A 14,685-nucleotide genomic window follows, 5' to 3' on the forward strand; every position below is an offset into this window, starting at 1 on the left:
CACTAAACAACAAACAAACAAACAAACAAACAAACAAACAAACAAGCTCATATTATGGATGCCACAACACCAAATAAATCATTCCTTAAAAAAATTATAGCCATCATATTAGGGTTCGGACCTGGTATTTTTGCTATTGGGTATACTATTGGTACAGGTAGTGTAACATCAATGATTGTTGCAGGAAGCAAATTTAATATGCAATTATTATGGGTACTTTTAATTAGTTGTCTTTTTTCTGGAGTTTTAATGTTTGCTTATGGTAATTATGCTTTAATAACAGGAGAAACTGCGCTTTACGGATTTAAAAAACACTTTAAATTCGGAAAAATCTTAGCCATAGCAATTATTGTAGGTATCACCTTTGGACAATGGAATTCTCTAATGGGTATTTTAGGGATCTCCTCCAATATTATTTTTGAAATATTAGCCATTAATTTTGAAGGATTAAGCGCTTATAAATATGAAGTTGTTTTAATTACTGCCATTGTTATTATTGTTACTTTTTACCTATTAATGCTAGTAGGTAAATATACTTTTTTCGAAAAAATACTAGTCATCTTTGTGACTTTAATGGGTTTATCGTTTATACTATCCTTATGTTTTGTACAACCACTTTCAATAGATGTGGTTAAAGGTTTAGTACCTACAATACCAGATGTTCCTGGTGGTAAAATGCTAGTTGCTGCTTTTGTTGGTACTACTATGGCTTCTGCTACATTTTTATCTAGACCTCTTTTTGTAAAAGGTAAAGGATGGACCATTAAAAACTTAGACCAACAGAAAAAAGATTCTATTACAGCTGCAATTTTAATATTCATTATTAGTGGTGTTATTATGGCTGTAGCAGCTGGTGCATTATACTACCAAGGTAAAGAGGTTTCGCAAGTATTAGATATGGCAAACACCTTAGAGCCTGTAGCTGGTAAATGGGCTGTTTCTATTTTCTTTTTTGGTGCTTTAAGTGCTGGACTTTCGTCTATTTTTCCTTGCCTTTTAATAGCGCCATTATTAATAGCAGATTACCAATCTGGTGAATTAGATACTAGCTCAACACAGTTTAGAGTTATTACTGCTGTTGCTTGTTTGGTAGCTTTAATTGGTCCTGCCTTTGGTGCAAATCCAATAGAAATTCAAATACTATCTCAAGTATTTAATGTATTTGTTTTACCAATTGTTATTCTAGGTATTATACTAATAGTAAACAACAAAAAAATAATGCAAGGATACAAAACAAGCATTTTTGTCAATTTTGGTTTGTTCGCCTCGCTCCTTTTTGCTTGTATTATATCTTATAATGGTATAATAGCACTAACAGAATATTTTTAAAACAAGATCAGTAATTATCAAAATAGCATAGGTTTGAGTTAAATCTCTATAGATTATTTTGCATAGGTTTAAAATTCACGTATATTGGTAAACCAATTTGGTAAACCAATTATTTATGAAAAATAAACTAAAGTTTTCTTGTGTTTCAGTCTTAATTTTACTCTTAACATTTTCTTGTAAAGAAAACAATACCAACCCTTTACTAGTTAAAAACACCACAGAGTTTAATAACGCTGTTAAAAATGCAAATCCTGGAGATGTTATTACCATGGCTAATGGTGTATGGAAAGATGCAGAACTTGTTTTTGAAGGAAATGGTACTGCAGATGAGCCTATTACACTTACTGTTGAAGAAAAAGGAAAAGTAACTTTAGAAGGTGCATCTAATTTACAACTTGCTGGTGAACACTTAATAGTAGAAGGACTTGTTTTTAAAAACGGTTATACACCAACAAATGCAGTTATTTCTTTCCGAAAAAACAAAAAAGAAATTGCTAACAACACAAGATTAACAGAATGTGTTATTGATAATTACAACAACCCAGAACGTCACGTTCAAGATTATTGGATTACTATCTACGGAAAAAATAACCGAATAGACCACAACCACATAGTAGGTAAAAAGAATTTAGGAGTAACCATGATTGTTGGTTTAGACACTAAAGAAAGTGTTGCCAACAACCACAAAATTGACCATAACTATTTTGGTCCTCGTCCTACTTTTGGTAACAATGGTGGAGAAACCTTAAGAATAGGTACTAGCCATCATGCTTTAGAAAACTCCAATACTTTGGTTGAATCTAACTATTTTGATAGAACCAATGGAGAGCACGAAATCATTTCTAACAAATCGTGCCAAAACACCTTTAAATACAACACCTTTTTTGAGTGTACAGGAACACTAACCATGCGTCACGGAAATGAAACATTGGTAGACGGAAATGTATTTATTGGAAACAACAAACCAAGCACAGGAGGAGTTCGTATTATTAATGAAAGTCAAACCGTTATCAACAACTACCATATTGGCTTAACAGGATATCGTTTTAGAGGTGCATTTGTAATGATGAATGGTGTACCAAACTCACCACCAAACAGATATGTTCCTGTAATAGATTCTAAATTAAACAACAATACGTTTGTAAATTGTGAGCACATTCAATTATGCGCAGGAAGTGATGCCGAAAGAAGTCAAGCTCCTCGTACTTCAGAAATTTCAGAAAACATTTTTTATAATGAAAACCCAAAAGACATCTTTACAGTATATGATGATATTAGCGGAATTACGTTTAAAGATAATATACTAGGGCAAAACAATACCACAAGCATTCAAGAAGGCTTTGAAAAAGCAGACATTACACTTGTAAAAAACGAACAAGGTTTTTTAATACCTACTTCAGATAAAATTAAAAACAAGATTACCATTAGTCCTAAAATTGCAACTAAAGAAAATACAGGAACAACTTGGTACTCTAAAGAAGACAAAACCGTTGCTTTAAATTCTGGAAAAACCATAACCGTAGAATCAGGAATTAATACTTTATATGAAGCGACTAAAAACTCAAATCCTGGAGATATATTAGTCTTAACTTCTGGTGAAACCTACCTATTAACTAAAGCTGCAAAAATAAAGCATCCTCTAACTATAAAAGCTTCTGGAAAAGACAAGCCTATTATTTTGTTTGAACGTATGATGGCTTTAGAAATTCAAAACGGAGGAAGCTTATCTCTAGACAACATAAAATTTGATGGTGCAAGTGCTCCTGATTATGCAGGAAATGCTGTGATTAGCACTAGTAAAAAATCAATGATAGAAAACTACAAACTGTTTATAGATAATTGTGAATTTACAGACTTTGTAGTAAACCATTCTTTTGATGTACTTAGAGTTTCTAAAGGAACCTTTGCAGACACTATAAGCATTCAAAATTCTAAATTTAAAAACATTACTGGTCATATTACTGCGCTAGATAAAGAAACAGATGATATTGGTGCATACAACGTAGAGTATTTTATAATGAAAAACAATACAGTTACAGATGTACAAGGCGCTGCATTACGTTTATATAGAGGTGGAAAAGACGAAAGTACTTTTGGACCATTTTTAGAAATCGAACACAACGTATTTAACAATGTTGGTTTTGGTAAAAAGAACAAGTACCAAGCAGCAATGTCTTTATATGGTGTTCAAGTTAATGACATTAAAAACAACAACTTTAATAATACGAATGGCTTAAAAATGCATTTAGTAGTTGGTGAGCCTATTGTAAATGTGGTTAATAATAACTACTACAAATCAGGAAAAATTGAAGTTTCAGGAGATGAAAAATACAATATTGAAAACCTTTTTAATATAGCTCCTACTTTTAAAGAAGGGACTTTTGAACTTACCAACGCTTCTCCATTAAAAGAAAAAGGAACAGACCAAAAAGAAATAGGAATTATTTCGCAAAACTAACTAGCTATGAAACTAAAAAACAACAGAATATTAAAATTAGCTACAGTAGCTCTAGTACTTACCATAGTATCTTGCAAAGAAGAAAGCAAATCGGTATCTGTAACCAATAGTAAACAAACAGGAAGCCATCCTAATTTAATATTAACCCAAGAAAGTGTTGCTGAAATAAAATCGCAATTAGGAAACGTTCCTGTTTTTGATGCAACTTTAGCAGCTACACAAAAAGATGTAGACCTCGCCATTCAAGAAGGTATTGATGTGCCTGTACCTAAAGACATGGCTGGAGGTTACACGCATTCGCAACACACTGCTAATTATAAAAACATGCAAAAAGCAGGTGTATTATTTCAACTTTTAGAAGATGAAAAATACGCTATTTACGTAAGAGACATGTTACTAGAATACGCCAAACTATATCCTACCTTAGGTCGTCATCCGCAGGAACGCTCTTATGCTAGAGGTAAATTTTTCTGGCAATGTCTTAACGATTCTAACTGGCTAACTTATACTAGTCAGGCATATGATTGTATTTACGATTGGCTACCAAAAGAACAAAGCGACTATTTAAATAAAAATTTATTTAGACCATATGCAGACTTCTTATCTATAGAAACACCAAAATACTTCAACCGTATTCATAACCATAGTACTTGGGGAAATGTTTCCGTTGGTATGATTGGTTTAGTTATGGATGATGAAGAATTAGTTAATCGTGCATTATACGGACTTAAAGATCTAGATATAGATACCAATGCCATAGATAATGATGGTGGTTATATCTATGATAAAGACGGTAAAGCTGGCTTTTTAGCAAATTTAGACAGTCCGTTTTCACCAGATGGTTTTTATACCGAAGGACCTTACTACCAACGCTATGCTATGTATCCATTTATGATATTTGCAGAAGCGCTTCAAAATAAAAAACCAGAATTAAAGATTTTTGAATACAAAGACGCTGTACTACTAAAAGCAGTAGACGCACTTATTAACTTAACAGATGCAGATGGCGAATTCTTTCCTTTAAATGATGGACAAAAAGGAATGTCATATTACACAGCATCCTTAGTATCTGTTGTAGATATTAGCTATTACCACGGAAACAAAAAACCAGAACTACTATCTGTAGCAAAAGCACAAAACGCTGTACAATTAAACGCTTCAGGACTAGCAGTTGCTATTGGCTTACGTGATGGAAAAGAAAAACCTTTCCTTAAAAAATCTATAGAACTTTCTGATGGTGCAAATGGTGACGAAGGAGCTGTTGGTATTTTAAGATATAATGACAGCAACAACACCATGGCATTAGTAATGAAGTATACAGGACAAGGTTTAAGTCATGGTCATTATGACAAGTTATCGTTTTCACTTTATGAAAATGGCGAAGAAGTATTACAAGATTACGGTTTATCTAGATTTGTAAATGTAGAGCAGAAAAATGGAGGTGGTTATTTAAAAGAAAATAAAACATTTGCCAAACAAACCATCGCGCATAATACAGTAACGCAAAACGAAACCTCTCATTTTAATAATGATTTTGAAATAGGAAGTAATAATCATTCTGAAAAATATCTCTTTGATGCTTCAAATCCTGAAGTACAAATCATGAGTGCTACAGAAACAAATGCCTATCCAGGAACTAACTTTCATCGTACCATGCTTCTAGTAAAAGACGCTACAGTAGACATACCATATGTAATCGATCTTTTTAAAGTAACCTCAGAAAAGCCAAACCAATATGATTTACCATATTATTATTTTGGTCAAATAATAGCAACAAGTTTTAAAACCGAAGCACCTAAAAGCTTAACACCATTAGGAACCAAAAACGGTTACCACCACCTTTGGAAAGAAACACAAAGTCAAGCAAAAGCAGATAACATTCAATTTACCTGGTTAAATAATAGAAAATTTTATAGTATTACAGCTGCAACTACTAATGAAGATGCTATTATTTTAGCTAGAATTGGTGCCAACGATCCAGAATTCAACCTAAGAAGAGATCCTTCAATAATATTAAGAAAGAAAAATACAAAAGCTACTGTATTTGCTTCAATAATTGAATCTCATGGTGATTATAATCCAATCTCTGAAAAAGCAAACAACGCATACAGTTCTTTTAAATCTATAAAAGTATTATTAGACAACAAAAAATACACAGCCTTAGAGTTACAATTAAAATCTGGTGTTTCTAAAGTATTAATACTAGCAAACAATAACGCATCAAAAGAAGCAAAACATACATTAAAAATTAACGATAAGAATTATGAGTGGTCAGGTTCTTATTATTTCAAATAAATAAAAACGATTAAAATTATGAAAAGATTTAGCGAAAAGTACATTGTCACAAAAGACATGGAATGGGAAAAACTTGGCGGAGGAGTTTCTAGAAAGTTCTTAGGTTATGATAACCAAATCATGATGGTAAGAGTAAAATTTGACAAAGGAGCATTAGGTGCACCACACCAACATTTTCACACACAAGCGACTTACTGTGTATCTGGAAAATTTGAATTTGAAATTGATGGCGAAAAACATATTGTAGAAGCTGGAGATGGTGTATACATTGAACCTAACTTACTACATAGCGCAGTTTGCCTAGAAGAAGGTGAACTTATTGATACGTTTAGCCCTGTAAGAGAAGATTTCTTAAGTGGTGGTGAGGTATCTTATTTTGGTGATAAATAGTAATAAACAAAAACCAAAACCACTAAACGTGAGGACTTTACATTTTTGTAGTAAAATTCTTACAGAAACAGAAAGTGTTTGCTATTTTAACTCAAACATCTTCTATTTTAACATATAAAATTTACGAAAACGTTGTATTTAACAAAATTTTATATATATTTGGTAAACCAATCTGGTTAACCAATTATTTTTATAATTATAACCAATAAAAAAAGGATAGGTAAACACTATCCTTTTTTTGAAAAAATACTTCTTTGACGGGAAGTTATCATGCATAAAACATAATATTACAAAAGTATGAAACATATCTATACTTGCCTAATGTTTATGTTTTTAGTAAAACAAATTAATTAACTAAAACAAAAAACAATTATGAATTTAAAATCTAAATTGGCATTATTTGCAGTTCTCTTTCTGTGTTTTTCTGCCTTTGCCCAAGACAAATTAATAATTAATGGGCTTGTAGTAGACGCTAATGACAACATGCCGTTGCCTAGTGTTAACGTAATTATTGTTGGTACTAGTACTGGTACAAGTACAGATTTTGATGGAAACTATCAAATTGAGGTAAGTAAAGGAGATGTTATTCAATTTTCTTACATAGGTTACGTTTCCCAAACAGTGGTTATTGAAAACCAAAGTACTATCGACATCTCTTTAGCAGAAGATGCTAATAACCTGGATGAGGTTGTAGTTGTTGGATATGGTACTCGTAAAAAATCACACCTTACAGGTTCTGTATCTAGTGTAGGTGGTGAAGATGTTGCTGCAGTACAAGCAACACGTGTAGATGAAGCTTTAGCAGGTAAATTACCTGGTGTTTTAATTCAAAATCAAGATGGTTCTCCTGGTGCAGCTCCAAAAATTCAAATTAGAGCAGCTTCTTCTATATCTGGTGAATCTAGTCCGTTAATTGTTGTAGATGGATTTCCAATTTCTGGAGGTTTAGAAACAGTTAACCCAAATGATATTGAAAGTTTAGAAATTTTAAAAGATGCTGCTTCTGCAGCTATTTATGGTTCTAGAGGTGCTAATGGTGTTATTTTAGTTACAACCAAAAAAGGTAAAACAGGTAAAGCTAGATTTAGCTACAATACCTACACTAGCTTTTCTAGTAAATACCGTAAAAACATAATAAAAAATGCTTCTGAATTTGCTTCTGAAGCAAGATCAGAAATTGCTGCTGGTAACTGGCAAGGTACAGTAGACAATGTAGACCCAGCATTTTTAGAATATAGATTAAGTGCTTATGAAAACGCTCCTGGTGCTGTTAGCCCAGAAGAATGGTTATTTCGTGACGGAAACACTACAAGTCATGACTTTAGCATGAGCGGAGGAACAGACGATGTTAATTACTTTGCTTCAATTGGATATCAAAACTCTAAAGGAGTTATCATTACCGAAGGTTTTGAAAGATTAAACGCTCGTTTAAATGTGGATGCTAAATTAGGTGAAAAGTTCAAAACAGGAATAAGCTTTAACGGTTTTACTTCTGAAAGAGATATTTTAGGACATGATATGCGAGATCTTTTAAGAGCATACCCAATTAGTCCTATTTACCATACAGCAGAATCTATTGCTTTTGTACAACAATTAGATGCACAAGCACAAGCTTTAGGATTAGACGCTTTTGATAGTGGTTATAGAGGTTCAGGTTATGAAGCAAGTAGTATTTATGATTTAGAACCTGGTATGGCAGCGCAAGACTGGCACTATGGTAGAAGTAATAATGGTATTGGAGGATCTGGTGATGCTGGTCCTGCAGCTAAACTTGACAATACAGACCGTTGGGAAAAAACCTATTTTGGTAATGTAAGTTCTTATTTACAATATGAAATTATTGATGGATTAAATGTAAAGACTGTTTTAGGTGGTGATCTTAAAGACACTCGTTTTTATGAGCATAGATTAATCGGTTTTGATTCTAGAGCAAGAACTTCACAAACGTATATGGACCAAACAGATTTAAAAGTATCTTCTGTATTAAGTGAAACTACTTTAAATTTTGCAAAAGAAATTGGTAAACATGATATATCTGCAGTTGCTGGTATGGAATTTCAAAATACCAAGTTAGTAGGTGTTGCTTTAGATGGTGTAAATGTACCAGATGAGCCTATACTTAATTACGGTTTATTTGATCCTGCAGACATTACCGTTACAGAAAGAGATGAAACTAGAGTAAGACAGAGTGTATTTGGTAGAGTTAACTACGCCTATGACGACAGATTTTTAGTATCTGTATCTGTAAGAAGAGATGGTGATTCTCGTTTTGGTGCAAATAAAAAATATGCAACATTCCCAGCATTTTCTTTAGGTTGGAATGTGAATAACGAATCTTTCCTTGAAGATAGCGAAATACTTAGTAAATTAAAATTAAGATTTAGTTACGGTTCTTTAGGTACTGCTTCTTTTTTAGATTCATATGATGCTTTAAGTCTTTTAGAGCCACAAGCAACTTACTATGGTACTGGATACTTAATTCCTGAAAATATAGCAAACCCAGACTTAACATGGCAAACAAACACTGAAACTAACTATGGTATAGACTTAGGTGTATTAAATAACAGATTTACCTTAGGTGTAGATTACTATACTTCAGATATTGAAGATATCTTAATTAACCAAAGTGTATCTGAAGTATTAGGTACTCCATCTATAGTACTTAACTCTGGTGATGTAAGAAGTTCTGGTTGGGAATTTGAATTAAACGCAAGAGTTATGAATACAGATAATTTCTCTTGGAGTTTTGGAGCTAACTTATCTACAGTAAACACAGAAATTACAGATTTAGGTGGTTTAAGTGAATTACCACAAGCAATCTACGGAACAAGTGGTAGAGGACCAGTATTTAGAAACTACGTTGGTGGTGGTATTGGTGAAATGTGGGGATTAGAAACTACTGGTGAAGTAGAAATGGAATATCTAGCAGATGCTTCTCAATATGTTAACAACCAATCTGGAGCTTCTTATGTTGTAGATCAACAATCTCCTGGTGAAGAAGGATATGGTGTAATTGATAACACAAGAACCGTTGAAGATGGTGGAGATTTAGTAAAAATAGGACAAAATACACCAGATTTTTACTGGGGAATGTCACATAACTTTAGCTACAAATCTTTAGATATGTCTTTACAATTTCAAGGATCTCATGGTGGAGAAGTTTATAATATAGACCCACTTTACTATGGTTCTCAATGGGGAGGAAGATTAACAAGTAGTTTTGATGCAGATGACGATGGTATTGCTGATCATAATGGACAACATTATACAGATAACAGAAATCAAACAGATGCGATGATTCAAGATGCTTCTTTTGTCGCTTTAAAAAACATAACTATTGGTTATACACTTAATGATGATTTAATTAATAAAATAGGGTTAAGTTCAGTAAGAGCTTATGTTGCTGCAACAAACCTATTATACGTATGGGCAGATGACTATACTTCATACAACCCTGAAGGTGTAACTACTTCTGGTAGTGATTATTTAGGACCTACAACTTATGGATCTCAATTTGGTGTAAGCCCAGTTGTTAGAAGTTTCACTTTTGGTTTAAATATTAATTTTTAAAAAAAAATAAAATGAAAAAAATATATATCATATTGGGGTCGTTGTTTTTCATGACTGCATGTTCTACAGATTTAGACCAAGCGCCATCAAATATTGCAAATTCAGATTCATTAACAGATTTTGAAGGTGTATTAAATGCAACATATTACTACCAACTAGGTACGGTTACACCAATGGCAGTAATGGGAGAATTTAGATCTGACAACGCGGTTATGGACGAATCTCCATTTACAGAGTTTGATGAGTATGACAATGGGTTAACTGCCATGGAAGATCAATTTTTCGGACCTTTCTATACTGCTTTATACAAGTCTATATTAAGTGCTAATAACGTAATTGAAAATTCTACAAATGATACACATGTAGCAGAAGCAAAATTTTTAAGAGCTTTATCTTATTATAAATTAGTACAAGTTTTTGGTGATGTTACTATTAACTTATCTGCAACACCAGACTTAAATGATACATCTATTTTAGTAAGACAACCAGCTACAGATGTGTATAACAATGTAATTATTCCTGATTTAAATGATGCTATGGATGTTTTAGACACATCTATTACAGACGGAAGAGCTTCTTATTACGCTGCTCAAGCTTTATTAGGTAAAACATACGCAGCAATGGGTAACTATGCTAGTGCAGAACCGCATTTAGCTGCTGTTGTAAACGGAGCTTCGGCTGCAGGAATTAGTTTAAAAACTAATTTTGATGACATTTTTGGAGCTGCTAATGAAGTAGAAAATTCTGAAATAATATTTTCAACGCAAATAGTAAGTTCTATTGTAGATGAGTATTCTCCTGCTTCAGACTTCTGGAACTGGTTTGTTGGTGATGATCCAAAAGCAGATTATCCTGTAGACCAAGATTTAGTTGCTGCTTTTGATGCTAGTGATGCTTCTGGTGGTGGTACAGATTTAAGAAGAGCTGTAACACTTAGTGACGATGGTCTTACATGTATAAAATTCCCAAAAGAAGGTGGTCTTGGTGCTGAGCACGATTGGATAGAAATAAGATTAGCAGACATTATTCTGTTATATGCAGAAACATTAAATGAAAACAATGCTCCTGCAACTACAGTATTACCTTTATTAGATGATATAAGAATAAGAGCAGGATTAGACGTTTTAGATCCTACAACAATCAACACAAAACCTTTAGTTAAACAAGCTATTCTTAACGAAAGAAGATTAGAACTTGCTTTTGAAGGACACAGATGGTTTGATTTAGTAAGAACAGGAACTGTTGATGCTGAAATGGGACAAACAATAAACCCTAATTATCACATATTCCCTGTTCCAGTTTCAGAGATCCTTGCAACAGATGGAGTAATTACTCAAAATTCAGGTTACTAATATTTAATCTTTTCTTTCTTTGAGAGTTGTTGGGTTTGTACTCCTACTCTCAAAGAAAGAAATTAAATATAATAACACCTCTATTCTTCTAAATGTAGATTTAAAATAAAGGAAAAGAATAGAGTTACAACTAAAGTGCTTAAAGTTTTAAGCACTTCCTAAGAGAAAATACTAGATAGGTATGCTTAGGGTATAGATGAAGGTTTTAATAAAAAGTGCCTATATATTGTCAACTTAAAAAAATAGAGAATCATTAACCTATTTTTTTAATAAGCTAAAAAGTCATTTTTATAAAAAATAGATATTATAATTTAGAAGTTATATATAAAAAATATTTTGATTAGTCTTTTTGTGATTTAGTTAAGCTTAAGGTCCTTAACAGACCTTAAAGTTTAGCTTTTTACTAAAAATAAAACTGTTAAAGATTTTAGTATTTTTATCCAATAAAACTAATTGCAATCAAACATTAATTCATGAAATTAAATATACATACAAGACCTGATAATTTTGATATCCAAAAACATATAATAGCTAGTATTAAAGACCTTATTAATTTAAAAAATCTGGAACCTGGAGACAAACTACCAGCAGAAAGAGTTTTGTCTGAAAAATTTAAAGTGTCTAGAAGTAATGTAAGAGAGGCTATTCAAAAATTAGAATTATATGGCTTATTAAAATCAATTCCACAAAGCGGAACTTTTGTAGCAAACATAGGTGTTATTGCAATGAATGGAATGATTGATGATATTTTAGGCCTTGGTGATCCTAGTTTTAAATCGTTAGTAGAAACAAGAATATTACTAGAATTAAAAACCGTTAGACTAGCTGCTATACGAAGAACAGAAGAAGACTTAGAAAAGATGAAAGCAACTTTAGATGCTTACAGCAAAAAAGTTTTAAATAAAGAAGATGCTGTTCAAGAAGACTTATTATTTCATTTAGCAATAGCTAAAGCCAGTGGTAATAGCACAATGAATACCTTTATGTTAATTATTACACCAGAAATTATAACCAATTTTAAAAAATATCATTTCTGTGATACCTATGAAGGAAAACAAACCATTCAAGAACACGAAGATATTTACAATGCTATTAAAGATCAAAATCCGCAATTAGCAAAACAAAAAATGAAGGAACATTTTAGCGAGTTATACCAATATTGCTATAATGTAAAAACAAATAAAAAACCAACCATAACAGATGAAAATTAAAGGATTAAGATGGTGGGTTATAGGCTTAATTGCCTTAGCCACTGTAATCAATTATATTGATAGACAAGCGCTACCTGTTTTGTGGCCAGATATTGCAAAAGATTTATATCCAGACAAAACACCTGACGAAAGAAAAGGTATTTATGCTATTATATCTACAATATTTATATTTTCTTATGCTTTTGGTCAAGCAATCTTTGGTAAAATTTTCGATAAACTAGGTACAAGAATTGGCTTTACTTTATCTATTGGTTTTTGGTCTATTGCCACAGCATTACACGCTTTTGCAAAAGGAGTTGTTAGTTTAAGTGTATTTCGTGCACTTCTAGGAGTTTCAGAAGCAGGTAACTGGCCTGGAGCTGCCAAAGGAAACGCTGAATGGTTTCCTACTAAAGAAAGAGCTTTTGCTCAAGGTTTATTTAATTCTGGTGCTGCTATTGGTGGTATTATAGCTTTTCCAACCATAGGATTATTATCTGTTTATTTCGATTGGAAATGGATTTTCATACTAGTAGGTATTACCGGTTTATTATGGCTTATTCCTTGGTGGATTATTGTAAAAAGACCACCTAATAAACACCCATGGATAACAGAAGAAGAACGTAAATACATTTTAACAGGACAACAAAATCAAGATAAAGATGGTGATGGTGAATTTGATGAAGGTTACAACCCAGACACTAAAAAAATGCTTTCACATAAAGAAAGTTGGGGAGTTATCATTGCATCTGCTGCTTTAGACCCTATTTGGTGGTTATTTGTATTCTGGATTCCTATTTATTTAAATGAAGTATACGGAATGGATGTAAAATCTATTGGGTTTTACGCTTGGGTTCCTTATGTTGGTGCTATGTTAGGTGCATGGTTTGGAGGACTTTTAGCGCAAAACCGTATTAAAGCAGGTTGGTCTGTAAACAAAACACGTAAATTTATAATTACACTGGGTTGTTTAATTATGTTACCAACTTTACTTGCAATGGCTAATCCAGGAGGACCTGTAACCGCTGTACTATTTATGGCAGTTATTTTATTTGGTTTTCAAACCGCTATAGGAAATGTACAAACATTACCAAGTGATTTATTTGGTGGAAAAACCGTAGGTACACTTTCTGGCTTTGCTGGTATGGCTGCTAAATTAGGAGCATTTGGTTTAACAGCTTTAGTTCCTATACTTACCTCAGGTGGTAATTATACTCCTGCATTTATAATTGGTGCTGCATTAGCAATAATTACAATGGCAAGCGTATGGTTTTTATGCCCAAAAATTGAACCTCTAAATAGTAAAAATTAATATAAAAATAAAACATATATAAAAATGAGCAAGAACAAAGGAAAAGTAGCTATAGTAACAGGAGCAACAGGTGGAATTGGTTTTTCAGTTGCCGAAAGATTAGGTCAAGATGGTTATACTGTAGTATTAAACGGTATTGATGACGAAACTGGTGCTAAAAGATTAGAAGAACTTAAAGCACAAGGTATTGATGCTGAATATTACGGTTTTGACGTTACAAACGAAGAAGCTGTTACTTCTAACATCACTAAAATTGGTGAAAAATATGGTAGAATTGATGTACTTGTAAACAACGCAGGTGGTTTAGGTGGAAGATCTAGATTTGAAGAAATGACAACAGACTTTTACAGATCTGTAATGGCTTTAAACTTAGACTCTGTATTTTTTGCTTCTAGAGCAGCAATCCCATTTCTTAAAAAAGGAGAACACCCTTCTATAATTAACTATACTTCTAATGCAGGATGGACTGCTGGTGGACCAGGAGCTGGAATCTACGGAACTTCTAAAGCTGGTGTACACGCAATCACTAGAGCATTAGCAAAAGATTTAGCTGAATATGGTATTAGAGCAAATGCAGTATCTCCAGGAACAATCGATACTCCTTTTCACGCACAAATTAAAGCAACAAAACCAGAAGTTTTCGCTTCATGGGCAAACAACATTATGTTAGGTAGATTAGGTCAACCAGAAGATGTTGCTGGTGTTGTTTCTTTCTTAGCAAGTAAAGATGCTTCTTTCATTACAGCAGAAACTATTCAAATTGGTGGTGGTCAAGCTTTAGGTATTTAA

9 protein-coding genes are annotated in these 14,685 nt (G+C 32.7%); all 9 read left to right on the forward strand.

Going from position 1 to position 14,685, the window contains the following annotated elements:
* Positions 1-54 precede the first annotated feature (54 nt).
* The 9 genes from ACFSSB_RS10280 (at position 55) to ACFSSB_RS10320 (ending at position 14,685) form a co-directional block, all read left to right on the forward strand.
* Positions 55-1,329 (forward strand): Nramp family divalent metal transporter, encoded by a 1,275-nt coding sequence (locus ACFSSB_RS10280; RefSeq protein WP_379903856.1) that lies wholly within the window; start codon positions 55-57, stop codon positions 1,327-1,329.
* A gap of 115 nt (positions 1,330-1,444) precedes the next feature.
* A complete protein-coding gene (locus ACFSSB_RS10285; protein ID WP_379903858.1) occupies positions 1,445-3,787 on the forward strand; it encodes a polysaccharide lyase 6 family protein in 2,343 nt (780 codons plus the stop codon).
* A gap of 6 nt (positions 3,788-3,793) precedes the next feature.
* On the forward strand, positions 3,794-6,082 hold the full coding sequence (locus tag ACFSSB_RS10290) for a heparinase II/III domain-containing protein (protein ID WP_379903860.1): 2,289 nt from the start codon (positions 3,794-3,796) through the stop codon (positions 6,080-6,082).
* 18 nt (positions 6,083-6,100) lie between these two features.
* Positions 6,101-6,472 carry a cupin domain-containing protein gene (locus ACFSSB_RS10295; protein WP_379903862.1) on the forward strand — a complete coding sequence of 124 codons (372 nt, stop codon included), beginning with the start codon at positions 6,101-6,103 and terminating at the stop codon, positions 6,470-6,472.
* A gap of 372 nt (positions 6,473-6,844) precedes the next feature.
* On the forward strand, positions 6,845-10,042 hold the full coding sequence (locus ACFSSB_RS10300; protein WP_379903865.1) for a SusC/RagA family TonB-linked outer membrane protein: 3,198 nt from the start codon (positions 6,845-6,847) through the stop codon (positions 10,040-10,042).
* 11 nt (positions 10,043-10,053) lie between these two features.
* Positions 10,054-11,394 carry a RagB/SusD family nutrient uptake outer membrane protein gene (locus tag ACFSSB_RS10305; RefSeq protein WP_379903867.1) on the forward strand — a complete coding sequence of 447 codons (1,341 nt, stop codon included), beginning with the start codon at positions 10,054-10,056 and terminating at the stop codon, positions 11,392-11,394.
* Between the two features lie 473 nt (positions 11,395-11,867).
* On the forward strand, positions 11,868-12,605 hold the full coding sequence (locus ACFSSB_RS10310) for a FadR/GntR family transcriptional regulator (protein WP_379903869.1): 738 nt from the start codon (positions 11,868-11,870) through the stop codon (positions 12,603-12,605).
* Positions 12,595-13,896, forward strand: a complete 1,302-nt coding sequence (locus ACFSSB_RS10315) for an MFS transporter (protein WP_379903871.1) — start codon at positions 12,595-12,597, stop codon at positions 13,894-13,896. Before ACFSSB_RS10310 ends, ACFSSB_RS10315 begins: the two co-directional genes overlap by 11 nt.
* Before the next feature lie 24 nt (positions 13,897-13,920).
* Positions 13,921-14,685 carry an SDR family NAD(P)-dependent oxidoreductase gene (locus ACFSSB_RS10320; protein ID WP_379903874.1) on the forward strand — a complete coding sequence of 255 codons (765 nt, stop codon included), beginning with the start codon at positions 13,921-13,923 and terminating at the stop codon, positions 14,683-14,685.

Source organism: Lacinutrix gracilariae, assembly GCF_042684485.1.
Lineage (GTDB): Bacteria > Bacteroidota > Bacteroidia > Flavobacteriales > Flavobacteriaceae > Oceanihabitans > Oceanihabitans gracilariae.